Source organism: Nostoc favosum CHAB5714 (assembly GCF_020829495.1).
GTDB classification, from domain to species: Bacteria; Cyanobacteriota; Cyanobacteriia; order Cyanobacteriales; family Nostocaceae; genus Nostoc; species Nostoc favosum.
On record NZ_JAIVFQ010000009.1, the window covers coordinates 102,797 to 124,265 of the forward strand.

The following is a 21,469-nucleotide window of genomic DNA, read 5'->3' on the forward strand; positions in this document are numbered from 1 at the left end:
ATTCTAAATCATCTATGCAGCTACTTACCCTCTAAATTGGAACAATTTCTGAACTTAGACAATCTTAGAAATGGTCATCTTCAGTAAATGCACTCAGGTAAATATCAGTATCTTGGCTCAAGCAAAGGTTTATAGCGCTTAAACGCTGCTTGAAACGGAGACAACTTGCTACTTAAATAATGTTTAATTTTCCCGAACTGCTTTTGATCCCCATTTCGATAGAATGACTAGGCAGAACCCTAAAACTAAAAACCGCTTTTGACTGCGACGCCCATGAATCAACTGAACAATGGTTTTACGATATTTCTAAGTCTGCTAGTCGAGGCGATGCCTTTTTTGCTTCTTGGGGTTTTATTCTCCAGTTTGCTGCTGTTTTTTGTTGATGAGCGCAAATTAGTAGAAAAAATGCCCAAAAATCCGCTGCTGGGTGCTTTAGTTGGCAGCATGATCGGCTTTTTATTTCCGGTGTGTGAGTGCGGGAATGTACCGGTAGCACGGCGGTTCCTAATTCAGGGAGTACCCACACCAGTCGCAATTGGTTTTTTGCTAGCAGCACCAACAATTAACCCAGTTGTAATTTGGGCAACTTGGACAGCATTTCGAGATCAGCCAGAAATAGTGGTTTTACGAGTCGTATTTTCTCTAGCAATTGCCACAATTATCGGTTTTGTTTTCAGTTTTCAAAAGGACTTAAATCCCATAGTCCAACCTGCGATCGCTCGGTATATGAAGTTTAATCCCCCCGCACAGCCCCAAACCAAACGCCGTGGTAAACGTTACCAAGTACAACAGGAAGCAACAGTACCGAATCTGTTACAATCCGGGACTTATATCTTAGGGGGAAAAGCAAGTATACCTATGCGGATAGATGCGAATTTGGTACCGCCTACCTTAATCTCTACCTCCGATAAACCGCTTGCAGCTAAACTGCGCCTAGTTGTGGATAATAGCATCCAAGAATTGCGAGAATTAGGCGGAGTGATGATTTTAGGAAGTGCGATCGCTGCTGCTATTCAAGTGCTAGCTCCCCGTGAATTAATTCTCAGTTTGGGTGCTGGGCCTATTACTTCAATTGTGGTCATGCTGATATTAGCTGTAGTGGTGTCAATTTGTTCTACAGTCGATTCTTTCTTTGCACTATCTTTTGCCTCAACCTTTAGCAGTGGTTCATTGTTGGCATTTCTGGTGTTTGGGCCAATGATTGACATCAAAAGTGTTGGTTTGATGTTATCTATTTTTAAACCCAAAACTATCTTTTACTTATTTGCTTTAGCAGGACAATTGACATTTGTATTCACCCTTTTTCTGAATTTGCACGTTTTTTAAAAAAATATTAGTCATTTGTCCAAAGTCCAATTGTTAATGACCAATGACCAATGACTAATGACTAATGACTAATGACTAATGACCAATGACTAATAAAAATCCCAAGTCTAAAATCCCTAATCTGTTACTCCCTTGGCTGGATGCTCTAGCAATTACAGCTTGGGGCATTTTAATGTTGAGATATTGGCTAACTAACAAGTTGAACCTTTTGATTCACCCAAATTATTTTTGGTTGGTGATTGTGTGTGGTATCAGCTTCATCATTATTGGTTTCTTTAAGATGCAGGAACTTTGGCAACGGCGTCGCCGTGATGTTACGCCAAACACCCAGCATATTAGTTTATTTCCCCCTGGTTGGGGCAGTGCTTTGTTGTTGACTACAGCGATTTTAGGTTTTATAATTACACCGCAAGTTTTTGCTAGTGACAAAGCACTCCAAAGAGGTGTGACGGCTGATTTATTGGGAAGCACGCGTGTTAAACCCCAAGCCTTTCGAGCTACTGTTCGTCCAGAGGAGCGATCGCTTGTAGACTGGGTACGCACTGTCAATGTCTATCCAGAACCAGATACATATACAGGGCAAAAAGTCAAGGTAGAAGGATTTGTTATCCACCCGCCAGATATAGGAAAAGAATATTTGTTCTTAGCGCGATTTGTCTTAACTTGCTGTGCAGCAGATGCTTACCCTGTGGGATTAGCCGTCAAACTCCCAAACAATCAAGAAGCTTATTCCCCTGACACCTGGTTGGAAGTAGAAGGAAAAATGGTAACAGAAAATTTGGCAGGTAAACGCCAACTTACCATTGCCGCTACGTCTCTCAAAAAGATTTCTCAACCGCAGAATCCTTATAGTTATTAGTCATTAGTCATTAGTCATTAGTCATTAGTCATTTGTAGATGCCCAATGCCCAATGCCCAATGCCCAATGCCCCATGCCCAATGCCCAATAACCAATGACAAAATCTAAAGCATTTATCCAACCACTAGATCGGATAGCGATCGCACTAATGCTACTGCTGAGTGTGCTGATTGGGTTAATCATATTGCAAGGTGATGTGGTGACTGCTCGTGTCCGGGAATTTACCTGGCAAAATCAACAAATTGGGGCAGAAGATAATTCTTTCACCCTCACCTTCAGTCGCCCAATGGAAGTAAAAAGCGTAGAGGAGAACTTGAAAATCGAGCCACCCCTAGCAGGTAAATTCAGTTGGGCTGGGCGGCGGATGGTTTATACACTGATAACACCGGCACCCTATGGCACGAATTATAAAGTGCAGTTGCAGGGAGCCAAAGATAAGTTTGCGGAGCAAGAAGGCAAAAATCAGGTAATACAGCCCTTTGTTGGTAGCTTCCGCACACGCGATCGCATCATTCTTTACATAGGAAGTGATAAAGAAGAACAGGGACGATTAGTTCTTTACAACTTAACCCAAGAGCAAAAAAGACTACTTACCCCTAAAGATTTGATAGTAATGGACTTTGAGTCCTTTCCTGATGGGGAGAAAATTTTATTTTCGGCTCGCACCGCTAACAACCAAGACTTACTTTCAGCCCAATTGTACACAGTAACAACAGGCGTTCCTGGTAAATCTGAACAAGAAGTAGAACCAGCAGGTAGAGTTGACCTGATTTTAGATAGTAAAGATTATCAAAACCTGAAATTTGACTTATCACCTGATGGGCAAACTATTGTGATCCAACGGGGAAATAAAACTAATCCCGGCGACTTTGGACTATGGTTTATGCCAGCAACCAGTGACGGTTCAGCAGAAAAACCCACCCCTAAACGTCTGGAAAGCCAACCTGGGGGAGACTTTATGATCACACCAGATAGTCAAGCCGTAGCAGTTGCCCAAGGACAGGGAGCAGCCATCCTACCACTGCAAGGTGATGCTAGTAAGCCCTTAGATTTTCTGCCGCAGTTTGGCTTGGTACAAGCTTTCTCTAAAGATGGTTCTCAAGCAGCGATGGTAAAGTTTAATACAGATTACACACGAGATTTGTTTTTAGTGACAAACCAAGGTGTGCAGAAACAACTATTAAAAACTACAGGCTCAATTCTCAGCTGCCAATTTGATATCGCCTCACCCACCCTCTATTGCTTGCTGACACAGCTAGTATCCAAGGAACAATACATAGAACAGCCTTATGTGGTGGCAATTGATCTGAAAACTGGGCAACAGAAACCACTGCTAGTACTGCCTCCCGCTCAACGAAATGTGCAAATGAGTTTATCTGCTGACGGTTTGGGCTTGTTATTTGACCAAGTAGTACCGCAGACAAACCCCCCAGCATCATTACCCACAAACACTTTGAAAACTGATGACGGAGATGCGATCGCAACCAGTAGCTTATGGTTAATGCCTCTGTTACCCATTACTGATGCTGCAACTGTTGAAATTAGACCAGAACAACTCCCCTTAGCCGGATTTCGTCCCCGATGGCTACCTTGAGCGAATAATTCGTAAGTCGATTTCGGAAGTTCAGTTAAGGTGTCGCCACCAAAACTCGAGTTGAACCTAATGGAGTTCAGTTCCATTCTTACGGAGCAGATAGCGATCGCTAATCAACTTCAAGACTACTCTACCTATTTCTGGATGGGTTTTCTCAATGATCGGTTGCACAACAACGCCTTCCATGATGCAATTGGGACTGACTACACTATTGGCATTATTAAACTGAGACACTGCTTCCCAAGTGTAAGCACCGATATAAAGCACAGGCACTCTCGGCAAAGCAAATTCCTCGCAAAAAGCCACAAAATCGCTGTAATTGAGAAAATAACTGCCGCGACGCACAGCAAATATAGCAATTCCAATATTGCCATTATTCAAGCCATATTTTATATCTTGTACGCCGTAGATTTCCCCAAAAATCTGAGTTCCTGGCGGAAGTTTCTGCAAAGCTTCATTTTCGTTGTAAGCACGAATATAAACTAATTTTTTATTGACTTCGCTGTTTTTCCAGAAGTAATTATGGCTGCCAATTTTAGTTGTGCCATCAGCATCAACTAAGACAGTGAAGTTAGTTCCGTGCAACTTCTCTGTTACAACAATTTCTTCACCTTCAATTAGTATATTTTTGTAACGTTTCAGGTTTTCTGGGCTGGGGAATTTGTAATGTCCAACAAAACTTTCTACTTGCCCACTCATCCCTTGAGGAATTGGATATTCGTACTTTGTTACACCAAAATACTCCGTGTAGTCGTCTCCGACATTTCCCATAAAGTTATTACCAACGGGAATAAGCAAACCCTCAGAAAAAATTCCGCGAAGTTTGGCAGCACGCAGTTTTTTCAAGTAGTAGTTACGAATACCAAACTCATCCAAAAACTTTTCTGGAATAACACTATCAATAGGAAAGTAAAAAGCTAAATCTCCAGGGTGAAAGTGACCTTTGACTATAATTACTTGATACGCCATATCTTCAATAGAGGCAATATCTAGCCTATCAGCATTAGGATGAGAATTAATGCTGTTGATTTTGACAACTTAAACTTTAAAAATACTCATATAACCTCTTTTAAAAATCTAGACTTTAGCTCTCTTGTAGTGGCGTAGCAAGGCTAAAATGGTGTAATAGCTAAAGTGCAACTATCAGCCTTTAGCTATTACACCATAAATCTAATGTACAAATTTAGTCTTGCTACGGTACTAGGTGCGTTAGCCTTTGGCGGGGTCAGGTTCTCTGGGTTTAATAAGTAATTAAGCAGACATGATATTACGAATTACGAATTAGTAATTATTTGTTAATAATTTATCTCGGCTTCCCAAAAAATATAAATTGATAAGCTGATATGCGTCTAAATTATATAAACATTCTTTATAATCGTTGACGGTTGACGGTTGACGGTTGACGGTTGACGGTTGACGGTTATCGGTCATCAGTCAACGGTCAACGGTCATCAGGTAAATGTACTAGTTTTATGCGTAACAGCTTAGTATTCCTAAACTCACAGTATAATAATCTGGTAGTTTTGGCAATGTGCGAGTACTCATCGATCTCCCTTATCTGAGTGCCACGAGGTCGCAACTTTGGAAATAGCATCAACTGCAAAATCGATATCAGCCCGCGAAACATCTAAATGAGTGACTGCCCGAATAGAATGACCAACGGCTCCCATTTTCACATCATGCTGCTGTAACAGAGTGAGAAACATGGCTTTGTCGAGTCCTAGTCTTGAAACATCAAAGAAAACAATGTTTGTCTCAGGTTTTGGATCTCGAACTGTAATTCCTTCTATTTCACTCAGTCGTTGAGCCAGATATGTTGCGTTGTCGTGGTCTTCTTGTAGACGTTCAACATGATGGTCAAGTGCATAGAGACAACCTGCTGCAACAATGCCAGCTTGACGCATTGCGCCACCAAAAATGTGTTTATATCGACGTGCTTCAGCAATGAATTCTTGTGTGCCCGCAAGAACAGCACCGATTGGTGCGCCCAGTCCTTTAGTAAAGTCAATCCAGACAGAATCAACACAGGCAGCAAAATCCTTGGCTGTAGTTTGAGATGCAACAACTGCATTTAAAAGTCGTGCCCCGTCCATGTGGGTAGCTAAACCTTTTTGACGGGAGAACTCGCAAACCTCACGTAGTTCATTGAGCCGCCAAACCGAACCCCCTCCAAAATTGTGGGTTTGCTCAACACACAATAACCGTGGAATTGCAGAGTAAAGGTAAGGAGCAGTCCCGACTCTTTCAAGTGATTGAGCCAGAGCATCGACTGTAAAAATTCCTCGATCGCTGGCAATCGGTTCCATCAGTACACCAGAAGTCATCGCTGCACCCCCCGATTCAGCTCGAATAATGTGTGCCATCTGTTCTACTAACACCACATCAGCAGGGCGAGTATGGGTTTTGATTGCCACAAAGTTGCAAATGGTTCCACAGGCAAAGAAAAGAGCGGCTTCTTTGCCTAGTAAATCTGCAACCCGTTCTAGTAATTGGTTAACGGTCGGATCTTCTCCTTTTTGCTCATCTCCAACTTCAGCAGTGGCGATCGCCTGTCGCATGGCCTGTGTCGGCTTTGTTTCAGTATCGCTTGTCAGCAAAATCATCAGCACTCCTAGAGCAGGTATATAGTGGTTTACATACTCGAATGAAAAGGCAAGCCTGATGAGCGTGGTTATTTTGTTCTAATCGCATCCAGAACTTTGGCTGACTTTTCTCCAACAAAAGTATTATTTAGCATTGTATGGGAATCATCAGTTGGGCCTACATCAGAATCGGGATGATAGATAATGATTCTTAAGGAATTATCAATCGCACTGAAGCTATGTAACTTGTTTTCTGGAAGACAGAAGACCGTTCCCTGCTCCATTTTGAACGTTCCTTCGTCCACCTGACAAGTTCCACTACCCTCAGCGACAAGCCCAATCCGCAATGAGGGATGGGTATGGGGAGTTTGCGATACACCTGGAGGAACATAGAGGAAATTCAAGCAGGGTTCTCCACGTCTTAAAGGATTAATCAGAACCGTTGAAGAGCAGCCATCAATATAATTCAATCGCCCTAATGGTTCAATAGGCCCCCCAATTGTGAAAAGTCCAGTGTAGTTGAGTCGCGTTGCGACTAACACTTGGGCTGAACCATCTAAAGAAAAGTTCCCTGGAATTGCGGCAAAGCAGTTTTTTCGCAATAAGAACTCTCCGTTACTGCTGTTGAGGCTAACTTCGCCCTCTGAAACAAATAGAAAGTGCGTGTCTTTTTCACTCTCATTAACTTTGATAGAATTGATAACCCAACGAGCACTCGATGGATGGGCCGCCATCGTGTAGTCAAGTTTTGTCGCCTCTAGGAATCGCTGACAGTAAAACTGTTGGTAGTCCTGTATAGGAATGCTAAATAGTTCGGACTCAAGAGAAATGTTTTGGGCTTGTTTTTGCAGGGCAATTTCTTGCTCTATATTTAAATCCATCGCAAGCACGTCGGTCATCTTTAGCACCCCTATTTTAAATTTTTATTTTTTGGAAAAGTCTAACTGCTATAACGCTTTATCTAACGTAACAATCATATTAACTAGCAGTAATCATGGTCTTTATAATTACTTCATTGCTAGTAGAAAACTCGGTTATTCCAATTATTATTTAATAAATAAACTGAAAAGGGTAGCCGTATTATCACTTAATTATAATATAATTATAGTTTTTTATTATACAATGTATTTTATGCTATAAGTAGCCAAGTATACTTTAAACAATTTTCTTGTAGTCATTAAACAAACTTGACACATTGAAGGCAAGTTGTTAGAGAAAGCCTCTCGCTAACTAAGCTTGAGATTGCTTACTAGGACTGTATTTACTCAGAAAAAAGCCTGTATCAAGTTGAGATTATTCTTTAAAAAAGTTTTATGAATTTACTTAGCTAGGTTGCTACTTTTTGAACAAATATTTATAAGTATTTATTCGTAATCATCATGGTTTCCTAAGATTCCAGTTCTCAGAGAAGCTCTTAGTTGTTTGCTGACATTAAATAGCGATCGCCCAAGATAACAGAATAGGATCTTAGGTACTTGATACATTCTCCGTGATGTGCATGATAAGCTTGTTAAGCTAAAAGTCTTGCTCTACCTTGTTCCCCGGCTCTGCCTTGTAACTAGAGGTAATTCACAGCTAGTTGTCTCTGTCAATGCGTAAGTACTACAGAATTATGAAATAATAGTAGATACTTGTACTGACATCTATCCTAAGTAATAAAAAACTCCGCATAAAAATGTATTTAAATATACATTTTTAATTTAAATATTAAGGCGGATGCGCTTATAGACAATAATTTATGTTGTGAGGCAGTTTTTCCATGTAGAAAAACTTCATCAGCCAATACAGTTTAGTTTTTAAGCATCGGGTTTGTCTTCTCTGCCGCCTATCCCCAAAGGCGGCCCGAATTTCGCTTCCGTCTCTTCTTGACGGGAAAGAGCATCATAGTGTTATAACGGCATCAGTCTAGATACAAAATCGGGAACACCAATTGATGATTAATTGCTGGTGCTTGGAGAGAGTTAAACTTAGCTTCTAGAGCAAACCCTGATTAGACAGAGTTGATAAGCAATGCTAATGCCAGCACTGCTGAATATTTTTAAGCAGGTGAGTCAAGAGTGATGAATGAAGCTAACACCTCAAATAAGGGGGCTGTGATGGAATCCCTAAATTCTGCTAATTCGCCACAATCGGAGCAGGCGAGTTGTCCCTTTTACTCAGTTGTACCTAATGACAATATGGTAGTCAGCAAACTACCACTCCTCATGCCAGCTGAAGATACACAATTTTCAAAAGATACCACCCAGCAGGACTGGGTTGCAGAGCCTGAAAGCGGCAAACAAGCACTTATTGACTCGGAATTTCAGAACCTGCTGGCATTGAACGAAGAATTGCGTGCGGCTAACAATAACTTGTATGAACAAGTGGAGCAGCTAAAAGACAACCTAGCTGAGTCAGAAAAGGTTTTGCAGTGGCAGAAAACGCGTTCCAGCGTTAGTGAGTCGATGCTCAACCAACACGCAAAAGAACTGGCTGCGGCTCAAGAACAGATAAAATCCCTATTTCAACAATTAGAAACTGCTGTACAAACTGTTAAACGCCAGGAAATTCTCACCGAAAGTTATAAAGCACAGCTACAAATCAGCCAACAACGCCTTGCCCAGTTAGAGCGAGAATGTACGTTGCTACACACTAACAGTAGCGAACAGTCTCAGCAGTTATTGCAATCAGAAACTGTTTGTCGGGAGTTACGTACTAGACTGATGCGACAACAACGCCAGACGCTGCAATATAAAGCAGCTTTGGAAAAATGTCTAGATACATCGGTTCCTAACTATGACTCCCTAGAAGATACTGCAAAACATCCCAAAGACATAACTAGTGGGCAAGGAAGATTCTCTAGAAAAGCTCGATCTTTATTTCCTAACGCCCAGCCAATTCAACCTTGGTCAGCAGAACCCGAATCCTTGACTGATGATCTAGATAATTCTTGGGGCGAACCGTCAGCACCAATCCCATTCCAAAGAAATGAACCGACTCCGACGCCATCATCTTGGAACTGGTCAGTTAAGCAAAATCCCTCAACACCACCAGAATCAGTCCCCTCTCCCAAAATTGAGGATTTCCCAGATACACCGGAAGCTGTTTCAACTTCTGGGTCATCAAATTTAGATCAGCAATTAGATAGTCTCATCCAAATGTTTTTCACCTCCCAGCCTGCATCTGCATCACCACCACCTGCGGCGAAAACGAATGTGGATAGTAATCAGGGTGATGCCCCTATCTGGGAGACTTTAGCAACAATCTTAGAAGACGATGAGGAATTAGAAAATCCACAGGAGAAGCAGTTGGAAGCAGAAATTAATCCTCCTACAACTACCTCCACTTCTTGGACAATAGATTCTGTAGTTTCACCAGCCAATAACTTACCAGTTTCTTCTACTTCACCTCACACTGAGACGCCGCCTGAAGGAACTGAAGATTACTGGTCAGAAGTTTCACAATTGACACAGTTGGAATTATCGGCAACTGATTTGCCTCCAGAGTCATTAGGTGATAACACCAATGATACATCACCTTCACCAGTGGTTTATCCCCAGCGTCCACCCAAGGGGCGTAAGTCATTGGCATCTGTGGAACTGCCAAATTTTCGCCCCAAGAGTCAATAGTTAGTTGTCATTAGTCATTTGTCCTTAGTCATTTGTTTAATACTAATGACTAATTCTTACTTCTGACTTCGGAATTATGGCTTCTGGGTTGGCTTTTACTACTTGAGCGCGCGATCGCGGTTTGCCTGTGGCGATCGCATAATTAATCGCCAACAGCCACAGCCACAATCCCGGATTCCGGGGTTCTAACCAAAAACCTACCCGGTTCAAGAAGCGCCCGAACCACGGACTCAGCAAAGCACCAACCAGGGCATGACGACCGAAGTTGAAATAACTACCAAGCCATCTGAGCAAATCCCTTGGCCCAGCAAGTTCCCAAATCCATAAAAGCAAGGCAGGATTTTTGCTCGCTGCTTTGAGTGCTAGGCGGTTAAAGGTTAACCAATCACACCTATCTTTAATGAAGTTATCTGCTACTTCTTGGGGTTCGTCTGCTAACAGTCCAAAGAAGGTGTTGAGCATGGAGTTAATGCGCTGGGGTGGTAAAAATTTCCCAGTGGGTACCATCATGCCTTTGGAAAATAGCCAAGTGACGGAAACGTTGCTTTGGTAGGCGCGAATTTGGTTCAAGTGGCGGAAACTTAACAAGTCATGTTTGAGAGCAGTATCCAACAGGGTTGTTAAACGCTCTAAGTTGCGAACTAGCGAACCAAAACCGGTGAAGACGAGGGGAGACTGGAGTGATGCTGCATCACCGATCGCAATCAATCGATCAAAGGCAACTGTGCGATCGCTACTTCCCACACTAAAATGCCCCGGTATATACCCAAATGTCGGCTTCTTCCACACCAATTTGTCCATATCGCACCTGCGATACTCTGGCAAAATCGTGAAAAAGTCCTCGTACATCTCTAGCAAGGAACCGGGATTTTCAGCATTGACCTCATGGTAATGAAATAAATAAATCGTCAGTTCATCATCTGCCCCAGGAAACAGTTCCCAAATCAACTGCCTTCCCCGCGAGATATCCCCATGACTGTAAAGAACGTCTCCATACTGGGAATCCCATACTTCCGGCTCAAATCCGCTCTCAATTGCCGCTCCCACCGTCGGACATACACTATCAAAAGCCCGACCACCATTTAATTGCCAAGCGATGGGGGACGCAGTTCCCATTGCATCTATTAGCAGTCGTCCACTTACTTGCTTCTCAACCTGACTGGGTAAGTGCTTGACTTTCAAAAGAACTTGTGATATATCAATATCTGCACGGATAAACTCTGTTTCATCCCAGATTTCACCGCCTGCCGCTTGCAGTTTTTGCCCACACATTTGGAGCCATTTTTCGGAATCTAAACCTAAATTTAGGACTGTGGGTGTGTGGAGGACGGGCGATCGCAGTTTGGATGGATTATTAGCATCAAAAAACTTATTGAATCCGTCTTTGTATTCCCTGGCAATGATGGTTTCTAACTCAGCGGGGGTGACTAAACCCAGGTTAACTAAGCTTTGAATCTCATCGCGGGAAATATTCCATTCTCGATTCATCCGCCCAAAAGGCATTCGTTCCAGCAGCAAGACTTTATATCCGAGTTTTGCCATCAGTGCTGCATGAATCGCGCCTAGTGCGCCACCGATGTAGATGATGTCGTAAGTAGGGGATGAGGGGGATGAGGAGGATGAGGAGGATGAGGGGGATGAGGAGGATATTATTTTTCCATCTCCCTCATCTCCCCCTGCTCCCTCATCTCCCCCTGCTCCCTCATCTCCCCCTGCTCCCTCATCTCCCCCTGCTCCCTCATCTCCCCCTGCTCCCCTGTCCCCTTGACTGGAAAACACCACTTGACGCGGCTGCTGCGGATTCCGTACTCCTTCGCGCCATCGTTGTTCCCACCAGTAGGCACGCGTTAGATCGTATTCACCGTTGGGCATTTTCTGAAAATACTTGACGGTGAGGGGGTAAGCAGAGCCTAGTGCTGCAAATATTGATTGCTTAGATAAATCAATTGCTGGCGGTTCTGGGTAATGATGCTCAAAACGGCTTCTGATTTCTTTGGTTAGGCGTTGCAAAATCTGCCCCTCTTTGGGAAAGGGTTGTTCTGCCCAACGAAACACTTTTAGATAAGTAGTTCGTTGCACCGACCAGACAAATACCGAAAGTTCCGCAGGCAAGTTTCCCCAAAGAGCCACCCCAGCAGTTGTAGTAGCACTGGGGATTTTGAGGCGAAAGCCTTCCGAGGTAAGCACTTTTTCTCCATTTCCGGGTTCAAAATCTGTTTGTAACCAGCTACGCACAGTTGCTATATCCGGAGTTGGAACTTCTAAATAAAGGATTTCTCTCATGTTTTCCTGACATCTCCGATCAATCTACTCACTAAGACAGATTTTATGAAGGCACAAAGTAAGGTAAACTCCGCCCTATTACTTTCGTAAAGATTCAGTGAAGAAATTTTAAGAATTTGTCAAATTTATTGTTCATTTTGTATTTCTGTAAACCCACGCCATGAATTATCCCATTCCAGACAGTCCCCAGGAAATTGTTGCCCTACGACAACAGCCGATTGATGAAGAACTAGTTGCCAGTGCGATCGCTGGATTAATTAAAATTGTCCGCGCTCAGGGTCAATCTTTGGAAGAATTAACCGCTCAGTTGCTAGCAGAAGATCCACTGCTGGATCAGCAACAACGTCGCTGGTTGAGCCAATTAGTTGCTCAATCCTGGGAAAAGTTCTCTTAGAATTTGGCGATCGACGATTTGGTCGCAGCATGAGATTTATAGATTTGCATCTAAATATTGAAATATTGGCGATCGCTTTTTAGGTTTCAGCATAACAGCTTGACATCAGCAGTGTGAGCAGTTTGTAAAAATAGCAGAACCCCATATTAGCTGGTTTTGCTGATTTAATATCACTATACTTTTTTTAAAGGTTATTAAAAAATATGTAGTTAAAAATAGTGTATGTGACAAACAAGTACAATACAGTATAGAAAAATTTTTATACAATTTTTTGTGTGAGCAACACACCATATCTTGACATCTCTTCTATATTTAAGGATTCCAAAAAGATTTAACGATCAAATCATCGGGTATGCCAAACAAAATTTCAAAATTAAAACTAAGAGTCTGTCAAGGAATAATTGACGAATAAATTCTCTGTAGAGACGGCGATTTATCGCGTTTCTCTAACCATCAAAATAGATTTGACAGACCACTACACTAGTACAGGTAGGTGGAAATAAGCCACCTAGTTGAAATCGCTAAAAATACTACAATGTATGTGTTTTTTACTTTTGTATTGTATTGTTGTACTAGGTGATAATTAAAGCATTAATTATCTTGCTCGTTATAGTTAATGTTCAGGTAAACCGTAGAGTTACTAGATACTGAGCATAGATTAATACAGTTTAAATCTGCACTGAAATTGGAAATAATTATTTTTAAGTTTGAAATTAGTTTTAAAAACGCATTTTAATTTAGGGAATAATTTGTCTAATCCTGTTATAAAAACATAGATTTAAATTAAGGGTAAATCTACTATGTCAGAAAAGCATAACTTAGAAAAACGGGACTACACATTAATCATTGATAAAAGTGGGAGTATGTCAGATCCTGACAATGGTTTAGAAGGTAGTAAAAGCCGTTGGGACGTAATGCAAGAATCGACACTTGCTTTAGCTCGGAAATGCGAAAAATACGATCCTGATGGTATTACTATATATATATTCTCAAATAAGTTTAAGCGTTTTGAAAATGTTACTGCCAGCAAGGTTAAACAAATATTTAAAGAAAACGAACCTTCAGGTCGTACCAACCTAGCAAGTGTTTTGCAAGATGCTTTACAAAACTACTTTCAGAGAAAGGCAAAGGGACAAGCAAAAGCAAATGGAGAAACAATATTAGTTGTTACTGATGGAGAAGCAGACGAGCAGTTTGAAGTAATTAAAGTAATTGTAGAAGCGACCAAACAAATAGATAGACCTGAAGAGTTAGCTATCTCCTTTATTCAAATAGGTAACGATCAATCTGCAACCAGATTTCTTAAATTTTTGGATGATAGTTTAGAAGAAAAAGCCGAAGCTAAGTATGACATTGTAGATACAGTTACAATTGAAGATATTGAAGAAGGAAATTTAACATTTGAACAAGTGTTATTGAATGCAATTATTGATTAAAAAAAGAGGATTGTTTATGGAAAATATTGAAAAAAATCTCGAAGATTATCTTAAAGGTTATTCTCAATATAAATTAGATGAAAAAAAATTAGTAGATTCTGAAATATTAGAAAAATCAGAAAGTTATGAAATTAAATCTAGTAATAGATTTCTCACTATAATATCGCAATTTAAAAAAATATTTGATGGGTACGATAAAGTCTTACCTTATCTACATCTTGATGAAAATACAAAACTATCTCTAGAAAAAAAAAGAGACTGGATTCATAGACTTGAACAAGAAGATTTTCCTGTGGCTTTTCTCGGTTCCTTTTCAGCAGGAAAATCAACCATTATTAATGGAATTTTAGATAGAGACTTACTTCCCGAAAAAATTCAATCAACTACAGCCTTTCCAACAATCATACGGAAAGGAAGCAAAGATTTAGTAGTGATTTATTATATAGATGAAAACGCTAAAGTATCTCTCTGGAATCAGTTATGCAATGAAATAGGCATTAAAATTGATAAAAATCTTAATAAAGAATCCGATTTGGAAGATATATCTGAGCATTTAAAACGAATTAAAGAAATGGTTTCCGAATATGAAAAAGTAAATAATCAAATAGATTCCAAACCATTAAAAACGCTTGAAAACCTTTTTACAGGATGGCATAATGATAAATATAAAATCTTAAAAAAAAGTATAGAACTTTCGGAATTAAAAAACTATGTTGAGGGACATGAAGATTCTCTTTTTATAGATAGAATAGAAGTCAATCTTGAGAAACTAGAGGTTCCTGAAAATATTGTTTTAGTTGATCTTCCTGGATTGAATGTAGCAAATCAACGTCATATACAATTTACAAAAGAATATATTCAAGAAAAAGCTAAAGCTTTTGTAGTCTGCATGAAACCTTTTCAATTACTTGAAGGACAAGAGATAATTTTCCTTGAAGAAACGAATAGGACTAATCCTACAATCTTACAAAGATCATTTTGGGTTATTAATCAGTGGGATAGATTAAACCAAAATCAAAAAATTGAAGAGGAGGGTAACTTTTTTCAGAAAATACAACAATATAATTTAACTATCACTCGTGAAAGATTCTTCAAAACTTCAGCGCTAAATTACCTGCTTCTGGCTTGTATTGCAAACGAAACGATTAATCAAACAGATAAGCTGAAAAGCGAGATTAGTAATTTAGACTTAATCAAAATAACACAAACAAATGCAGATAAAATATCCTCAGAAGAAGCAAAAAAATTATTAGAGCATCAAGAAATAAAGGCCTTCTCATATTTTAGATATGCATTGTTAGATTATTTAGATAATCAAGCAAAAGATGAATTTCTGACAAATGCAAAAAGTGAACTTTTGCAAGTAATAGTAATTTTGAAAAAGCATTTAGAAGTTTTCGATGATTGGTATAAAGATGATAATGATAGAACAAGAGAAATTCACACTATAGAAGTCACAAGACAATCAGATATTTTTGTTAAATGCCTAAAACAGAAAATTCAAGAGTTTAGCTTTCATGTACGTGACTCGCTTAAAATCGATTTTTGGAATAATGAACACACAATTGAAGTAGAAAAAGAAATTAATAGAAGAATTTCACAACTCAATAAAGAAGAGCTAAAAGACAAATTACAGTCAGGCGATTACATAAAAGTATTTTATGACAGATTCCTACCCATAGTTGAAGAAACGATAAAAATTCATGTTATTTTAAAAGAAAAATTAGTATTTGCTATTGAAGCATTTTTTGTTCAACGTCTAAATAAACTTCTTTTAGAGCTTAAAGATGTAAACAAGGATTACTTACCAGAAAGAATACTAAATAATTTAGAAAATTTGCTAAGTAAGAGAGATATCGAAATGCGATTAAACGGTCTGGTAGATTACTTGTTTTTTAACTATAACGATGAATTAAATAGAATAAGTAAAAACCTCAGACAATCTCAGGATATTAGTTTAGAAAAGATTGTTATCGATGGATTAGAAGAATATAAAAACATATTAATTAATTTCATTAGTAATTTAAAAGAAGATATAAATAAATATGTTAAATTCAGTGTCAAAAATCATACCGAGTATTTAGAAAGAGAATTATTGGGACTCTTAGAAGAAGAAAAAGAACATATAATTTTTCAAATTAGTCAAAAAGTCAACACATCAGAAGCTATTAAGTTTGAACAAAATAAAAGCGATATAATAAAGGACACCTATAGCACCATCAAGAGTATAAGTAACGAGCTATAAATCAAGGGGCAACAAATATTATGTTGCCGATGTGAAAGAATAGTTAAAGCGTCATAGAGCAATCCTATTTGATTTGTGAGAATTGAAAGCCACAGATCCCCGACTTCTCAAACAAGTCGGGGATCTGATCTCACGAATCATTTAGGATTGCTCTATTGTTGCGCGATCGCCTCCCATTTTCATTAAAAAGTGTAAAGTTTATTTACACCATACAGTGTTATTTATCAACTAGAAGCTTTCCCGCCGCCTCCGCTTGGGAGTGCAATAACAAACCATATTCCAATCCTTCCACCACTGCTTGATAGGAAGCCTCCAAAATATTGGTAGAAACTCCTACCGTTGTCCAGCGTTGACGACCATTGCCCGACTCTACCAACACACGGGTTTTCGCCGCAGTGCCCGTATGTCCGTTGAGAATCCGCACTTTGTAATCTGTCAAATCAAAGGTTGCTATTTGGGGATAAAAGTTCACCAAAGCCTTGCGTAAAGCCGCATCCAAAGCTGCCACTGGGCCATTACCTTCCGCCGCCTCCAGAATATTTTTCCCATCAACAGCGAGTTTAACTGTAGCTAAGGCATTGCTAGTTTCTTTCCCCTCAATCAAGTCACAGTGGACTTGAAAACCTTTGACTTCAAAAAATTTCTGGCGACCTCCCAAAGCTTCGTGCATCAGTAGCGCAAAACTAGCCTCTGCTGCTTCAAATTGAAATCCTTCACTCTCCAAATCTTTGAGGCGCTGGAGAATTTGCTTGGCTTCTGCCTTCAGTTGATCCAGGTCAATGCCAAAACTGCGGGCTTTAGCTAAAACATTGCTAAGTCCAGACTGTTCAGAAATCACGATGCGGCGATGATTACCGACTTGTTCCGGCTGAATATGTTCGTAAGTCAGGGGATTACGTTCCACCGCTGATACATGAATACCGCCTTTGTGGGCAAAAGCCGAAAGTCCTACAAAGGGAGCGTGTTCATCTGGCGCGAGGTTGACCACCTCACTAATAAAACGACTAGCTTCTGTAAGTTGTGTTAGCTGGTCTTCTGTGATACAACTGTAACCCAGCTTCAATTGTAAATTGGGAATTAACGAACAGAGGTTAGCATTACCGCAACGTTCACCGTAACCGTTAATTGTCCCCTGTACCATCTTTGCCCCTGCCATCACGGCGGCTATTGCGTTAGCAACCGCCATTTCCGAATCGTTATGAGTATGAATTCCAATTTGGGGCATTGGGCATTGGGCATTGGGCATTGGTGATTGGGAAGAATCATTCCCCATTCCCCATTCCCCATTCCCCATTCCCCATTCCCCAGTCACCTTTACCACATCTTGAACAATTTGGCTAATTTCATGGGGTAAAGTGCCACCATTGGTATCACAAAGAACTAGCCATTCAGCACCAGATGCGATCGCAGCCTCTAATGTCTGTAAAGCATAATCCCGATTGTGCTTGTAACCATCAAACCAATGTTCGGCATCGTAGATAATGCGACGCCCTTGAGAACGGAGGTACTCAATCGTGTCGCGGATCATTGCCAAATTTTCTTCTAATGTCGTCTTGAGGCTTGTTGTGACATGTAAATCCCAAGACTTGCCAAAAATCGTTACCCAGCGAGTTCCCGCAGCTAAAATATCCTGTAGCATCGGTTCGGTTGCGGCAGTGGAATTAGGGCGTCGAGTCGAACAAAAAGCCACAATTTCAGCTTGTTTGAGTGGATCTTCTTGGAGTTGCCAGAAAAATTGTACATCCTTGGGATTGGCACCAGGCCAACCGCCTTCAATAAAGGGAATTCCCAGTTGATCAAGTCTACGAGCAATGCGTAACTTATCTTCTATCGATACTGATAGCCCCTCGCGCTGAGTGCCATCTCGTAATGTAGTGTCATAGAGCCAAAGTTGAGGTGAAGAATTTGTGGTCATAAAACTGGGACCGACGAGACAACTTTCGAGGCAATGTGTCAATATACAACAAAACGCCAGTTTGGCAATTAAAAAATGCCTAAGGTACTAGCTCAAGGTAAAACAGTTGAGTGCGTAAGCAAAAGCAATCTCCGAACAATTTTGCTGCAAAATGGTATTGACCTCTACAATGACGGTGCTAAGGTAATCAACTGTCGGGGCATTGGCAGTTGCGGAACTTGCGCGGTTAAGGTAGAGGGCGAAGTATCAGCAGCGAATTGGCGTGATCGAGCACGGCGTTCGTTTCCTCCCCATTCTCCTACAACAGACTTGCGTTTAGCCTGTCAAACTCTGGTTTTAGGCGATGTGAAAGTGACAAAGTTTGATGGATTTTGGGGACAAGGTTCTCGAATAGTGTGGACACCAAAAGGTTAAAAAGGAGTAAGACAAGATGGGTAGATGGACACCCTTAATTTTAATGGCTGGAGGTTTGGCCATTCTGCTTGGTACATTACTGGGCATCAACTTTCCGATGGGCGTACAAAGCGCTAACAATCCCAGTGACAAAAAATCACAAGTCCTCCCAGCTAATATCAATGTTAATAGCAGTGCTGGCAGCAAGAATGAAGAAACTGCAACTGAAGGAAATGAAACTACTGAAACAAACCAAAACAGACGCACTATTGTAGCCCCAAGACCTGACAACAGGAGCAGCGTTGCCCAGAATCCTTCTGATGACTCAACATCACCTGCTGACACTACAACAGACGGCAATACAGATTCTTCACAAACAAATACGCCATCTGGCGATACAAATCAAGGCAACGAACCAATTCGCGCCTTGTGGTAACGATAGATCCGTCTATAGTTACGAGTTATAAGTTATAAGTTATGAGTTATGAGTTATTAGTTATGTACTAATGACTAATGACTAATGACTAGTGACTAATGACTAATGACTAGTGAGATTGTAATTATTGGTGGCGGCGTTATTGGTTTAGCGATCGCCATTGAGCTAAAACTGCGCGGGGCAAGTGTCACCGTGCTTTGTCGTGACTTCCAGGCTGCCGCTACCCACGCCGCCGCCGGGATGTTAGCACCAGATGCGGAAAACATCCCTAATGAGGCAATGCGTTCATTGTGTTGGCGATCGCGTGCTTTATATCCCGACTGGACGCGCAAACTAGAAGAACTAACCGGCTTAAATACTGGCTACCGTCCCTGTGGCATCCTTGCACCCGTATTTGAGGAGGCAGAGGGGCAGGGGGCAGGGGGAGATGAGGGAGCAGGGGGAGATGAGGGAGCAGGGGAAGCAGAGGAGCAGAGGAGCACAGGGAAAAGTTTTTCCTCCTCATCCCCCTCATCCTCCTCATCCCCCTCATCCCCCTCATCCCCCTCATCCCCGGCTTACTGGTTAGACAAAGAGGCAATTCATCAATATCAGCCAGGATTGGGAGCCGAGGTAGTTGGTGGCTGGTGGTATCCTGAAGACGCACAAGTTGATAATAAGGCTCTAGCTCAGGTATTGTGGACGGCGGCTGAGTCTGTTGGTGTTGAACTCAAAGACGGGATTACAGTAGAAGCATTTTTACAGCAGCAAGGACAAGTGGTTGGCGTACAAACCAATGCTGGAATAATTCGCGCCGCGTACTATGTTTTAGCTTCAGGTGCTTGGTCAAATGAGTTGTTACCAGTACCCGTGCGTCCCAGAAAAGGGCAAATGCTGAGTGTGCGGATACCAGAATTTACGCCGGAATTGCCCTTGAAGCGGGTTTTGTTTGGGCAGGATATTTACATCGTACCAAGACGCGATCGCCTTGTTATTGGGGCAACCAGCGAAGACGTTGGTTTCATTCCCAACAACACCCCAGACGGCATTCAAACACTATTACAAGCTGCCATCCGGCTGTATCCGCAACTAAAGCATTATCCCATCCAAGAATTCTGGTGGGGATTTCGCCCAGCCACCCCCGATGAGTTGCCCATCCTTGGCACTAGCCACTGTCAAAATTTAACTCTTGCTACAGGTCATTACCGTAACGGGATTCTACTTGCACCCGTAACAGCCGCATTGATTGCCGATTTCATCTTAGAACAAAAGTCTGACCCTCTACTTGCTGATTTCCACTATTCGCGCTTCCAGTCCAAGCCATCTACCTCTACGCCAATGCTGACTCACTCTGCCAATTTTTCCAACGGGCATCACCCTGCTATATCCCCCCATTCCCCAGTACAGACGCGATTAATCGCGTCTCTCCCCATTCAAGACTCCCCACTAATTATTGCTGGCAAAACCTTCCAATCCCGCTTGATGACTGGAACTGGTAAGTATCGCAGCATTGAGGAAATGCAGCAAAGTGTCACCGCCAGCGATTGTCAAATTGTCACCGTGGCAGTACGACGGGTACAAACCAAGGCCCCCGGACATGAAGGTTTAGCTGAAGCCTTAGATTGGACAAAAATTTGGATGTTGCCCAATACCGCAGGTTGCCAAACTGCTGAAGAGGCGATTCGGGTGGCGCGTTTGGGGCGAGAAATGGCGAAATTGTTGGGGCAGGAAGATAATAACTTTATAAAGTTAGAAGTAATACCTGATCTTAAGTATTTACTCCCAGATCCAATTGGGACGCTGCAAGCCGCAGAACAATTAGTTAAAGAAGGCTTTGCAGTATTGCCCTATATTAACGCTGACCCCATGTTAGCCAAGCGTTTAGAAGAAGTAGGCTGTGCTACGGTAATGCCTTTAGCATCGCCGATTGGTTCTGGACAAGGGCTAAAAACAACCGCCAACATCCAAATCATCATCGAAAATGCGGGTGTACCAGTGGTGGTAGATGCCGGAATTGGTTCACCCTCAGAAGCCGCTCAGGCAATGGAATTGGGAGCAGATGCTTTGTTGATTAATAGTGCGATCGCTCTTTCTCCAAACCCAGCAGCAATGGCTCGTGCCATGAATTTAGCAACAGTTGCCGGTCGTCTAGCATACCTTGCTGGCAGAATGCCTATCAAAGACTACGCCAGCCCTAGTTCACCTCTGACTGGGACGATTACTAGTTAGGGAATGGGGCATGGAGCAGATACTGTTGGCGAATTGGTAGGGATTCTAACCCATCAGCCCCAATCCATCTTAATTTCTTTAATTTCAGTGCGTTTCAACGCACTTTAGCTATTAGCCCGCAATTTATTGCAGGGCGGGAAAGCAACGCAAAACTAGGATTTTAGGGATGGGGGGTTTAACCCCTCGTAAA

At 41.5% G+C, this 21,469-nt stretch carries 15 protein-coding genes; 10 read left to right on the forward strand and 5 right to left on the reverse strand.

The genetic code is table 11. The annotated features are described in order from the left end of the window. Nucleotides 1-273: 273 nt before the first annotated feature. The 3 genes from LC586_RS09330 (at nt 274) to LC586_RS09340 (ending at nt 3,779) form a co-directional block, all read left to right on the forward strand. Complete coding sequence (locus tag LC586_RS09330) at nt 274-1,326, forward strand: permease (protein ID WP_229484285.1); 1,053 nt, start codon at nt 274-276, stop codon at nt 1,324-1,326. A gap of 85 nt (nt 1,327-1,411) precedes the next feature. Continuing rightward, a complete protein-coding gene (locus tag LC586_RS09335; protein WP_229484286.1) occupies nt 1,412-2,185 on the forward strand; it encodes a TIGR03943 family putative permease subunit in 774 nt (257 codons plus the stop codon). Nucleotides 2,186-2,279: 94 nt separating this feature from the next. After that, a complete protein-coding gene (locus LC586_RS09340) occupies nt 2,280-3,779 on the forward strand; it encodes an Ig-like domain-containing domain (protein ID WP_229484287.1) in 1,500 nt (499 codons plus the stop codon). A 66-nt stretch (nt 3,780-3,845) separates the two neighbouring features. On the opposite strand, the gene LC586_RS09345 is transcribed toward LC586_RS09340, so the two are convergent. The 3 genes from LC586_RS09345 to LC586_RS09355 all read right to left on the reverse strand — a co-directional run bounded on the left by LC586_RS09345 (nt 3,846) and on the right by LC586_RS09355 (nt 7,260). Continuing rightward, nucleotides 3,846-4,808, reverse strand: a complete 963-nt coding sequence (locus LC586_RS09345; protein ID WP_369010518.1) for an RNA ligase family protein — start codon at nt 4,806-4,808, stop codon at nt 3,846-3,848. A 512-nt stretch (nt 4,809-5,320) separates the two neighbouring features. After that, nucleotides 5,321-6,382 carry a threonine aldolase family protein gene (locus tag LC586_RS09350; RefSeq protein WP_229484289.1) on the reverse strand — a complete coding sequence of 354 codons (1,062 nt, stop codon included), beginning with the start codon at nt 6,380-6,382 and terminating at the stop codon, nt 5,321-5,323. A 68-nt stretch (nt 6,383-6,450) separates the two neighbouring features. Further along, a complete protein-coding gene (locus tag LC586_RS09355) occupies nt 6,451-7,260 on the reverse strand; it encodes a cupin domain-containing protein (RefSeq protein WP_229484290.1) in 810 nt (269 codons plus the stop codon). A 1,161-nt stretch (nt 7,261-8,421) separates the two neighbouring features. Between LC586_RS09355 and LC586_RS09360 the strand changes: the two genes are divergently transcribed. After that, on the forward strand, nt 8,422-9,969 hold the full coding sequence (locus tag LC586_RS09360) for a hypothetical protein (RefSeq protein ID WP_229484291.1): 1,548 nt from the start codon (nt 8,422-8,424) through the stop codon (nt 9,967-9,969). A 42-nt stretch (nt 9,970-10,011) separates the two neighbouring features. Here the strand turns inward: LC586_RS09360 and LC586_RS09365 are convergent, their stop codons facing one another. Next, on the reverse strand, nt 10,012-12,252 hold the full coding sequence (locus tag LC586_RS09365; RefSeq protein ID WP_229484292.1) for an NAD(P)/FAD-dependent oxidoreductase: 2,241 nt from the start codon (nt 12,250-12,252) through the stop codon (nt 10,012-10,014). 160 nt (nt 12,253-12,412) lie between these two features. Between LC586_RS09365 and LC586_RS09370 the strand changes: the two genes are divergently transcribed. The 3 genes from LC586_RS09370 to LC586_RS09380 all read left to right on the forward strand — a co-directional run bounded on the left by LC586_RS09370 (nt 12,413) and on the right by LC586_RS09380 (nt 16,327). Then, nucleotides 12,413-12,646 carry a hypothetical protein gene (locus LC586_RS09370; protein ID WP_229484293.1) on the forward strand — a complete coding sequence of 78 codons (234 nt, stop codon included), beginning with the start codon at nt 12,413-12,415 and terminating at the stop codon, nt 12,644-12,646. An 800-nt stretch (nt 12,647-13,446) separates the two neighbouring features. Then, a complete protein-coding gene (locus LC586_RS09375; protein WP_229484294.1) occupies nt 13,447-14,082 on the forward strand; it encodes a VWA domain-containing protein in 636 nt (211 codons plus the stop codon). 16 nt (nt 14,083-14,098) lie between these two features. Beyond that, nucleotides 14,099-16,327, forward strand: a complete 2,229-nt coding sequence (locus LC586_RS09380; RefSeq protein ID WP_229484295.1) for a dynamin family protein — start codon at nt 14,099-14,101, stop codon at nt 16,325-16,327. Between the two features lie 217 nt (nt 16,328-16,544). Here the strand turns inward: LC586_RS09380 and cimA are convergent, their stop codons facing one another. Then, the gene (gene cimA / locus LC586_RS09385; RefSeq protein WP_229484296.1) at nt 16,545-18,242 is read right to left on the reverse strand and encodes a citramalate synthase; all 1,698 of its coding nucleotides are present in this window, start codon (nt 18,240-18,242) and stop codon (nt 16,545-16,547) included. A 75-nt stretch (nt 18,243-18,317) separates the two neighbouring features. On the opposite strand from cimA, the gene LC586_RS09390 reads away from it, so the two are divergent. The 3 genes from LC586_RS09390 (at nt 18,318) to LC586_RS09400 (ending at nt 21,279) form a co-directional block, all read left to right on the forward strand. Next, a complete protein-coding gene (locus LC586_RS09390) occupies nt 18,318-18,656 on the forward strand; it encodes a 2Fe-2S iron-sulfur cluster-binding protein (protein WP_229484297.1) in 339 nt (112 codons plus the stop codon). Between the two features lie 16 nt (nt 18,657-18,672). Then, nucleotides 18,673-19,071, forward strand: a complete 399-nt coding sequence (locus LC586_RS09395; protein ID WP_229484298.1) for a hypothetical protein — start codon at nt 18,673-18,675, stop codon at nt 19,069-19,071. A gap of 105 nt (nt 19,072-19,176) precedes the next feature. Then, nucleotides 19,177-21,279, forward strand: coding sequence for a thiazole synthase (locus LC586_RS09400; protein WP_229484299.1), 2,103 nt, complete (start codon nt 19,177-19,179; stop codon nt 21,277-21,279). The last annotated feature ends 190 nt before the right edge of the window (nt 21,280-21,469 follow it).

What these genes read in the sequence shown, in the direction of transcription:
- LC586_RS09330 (WP_229484285.1), top strand. Translation starts at nt 274, where the DNA reads ATGAATCAACTGAACAATGGTTTTACGATATTTCTAAGTCTGCTAGTC.
- LC586_RS09335 (WP_229484286.1), top strand. Translation starts at nt 1,412, where the DNA reads ATGACTAATAAAAATCCCAAGTCTAAAATCCCTAATCTGTTACTCCCT.
- LC586_RS09340 (WP_229484287.1), top strand. Translation starts at nt 2,280, where the DNA reads ATGACAAAATCTAAAGCATTTATCCAACCACTAGATCGGATAGCGATC.
- LC586_RS09350 (WP_229484289.1), bottom strand. Translation starts at nt 6,382, where the DNA reads ATGATTTTGCTGACAAGCGATACTGAAACAAAGCCGACACAGGCCATG.
- LC586_RS09355 (WP_229484290.1), bottom strand. Translation starts at nt 7,260, where the DNA reads ATGACCGACGTGCTTGCGATGGATTTAAATATAGAGCAAGAAATTGCC.
- LC586_RS09360 (WP_229484291.1), top strand. Translation starts at nt 8,422, where the DNA reads ATGAATGAAGCTAACACCTCAAATAAGGGGGCTGTGATGGAATCCCTA.
- LC586_RS09365 (WP_229484292.1), bottom strand. Translation starts at nt 12,252, where the DNA reads ATGAGAGAAATCCTTTATTTAGAAGTTCCAACTCCGGATATAGCAACT.
- LC586_RS09370 (WP_229484293.1), top strand. Translation starts at nt 12,413, where the DNA reads ATGAATTATCCCATTCCAGACAGTCCCCAGGAAATTGTTGCCCTACGA.
- LC586_RS09375 (WP_229484294.1), top strand. Translation starts at nt 13,447, where the DNA reads ATGTCAGAAAAGCATAACTTAGAAAAACGGGACTACACATTAATCATT.
- LC586_RS09380 (WP_229484295.1), top strand. Translation starts at nt 14,099, where the DNA reads ATGGAAAATATTGAAAAAAATCTCGAAGATTATCTTAAAGGTTATTCT.
- cimA (WP_229484296.1), bottom strand. Translation starts at nt 18,242, where the DNA reads ATGACCACAAATTCTTCACCTCAACTTTGGCTCTATGACACTACATTA.
- LC586_RS09390 (WP_229484297.1), top strand. Translation starts at nt 18,318, where the DNA reads ATGCCTAAGGTACTAGCTCAAGGTAAAACAGTTGAGTGCGTAAGCAAA.
- LC586_RS09395 (WP_229484298.1), top strand. Translation starts at nt 18,673, where the DNA reads ATGGGTAGATGGACACCCTTAATTTTAATGGCTGGAGGTTTGGCCATT.
- LC586_RS09400 (WP_229484299.1), top strand. Translation starts at nt 19,177, where the DNA reads ATGACTAGTGAGATTGTAATTATTGGTGGCGGCGTTATTGGTTTAGCG.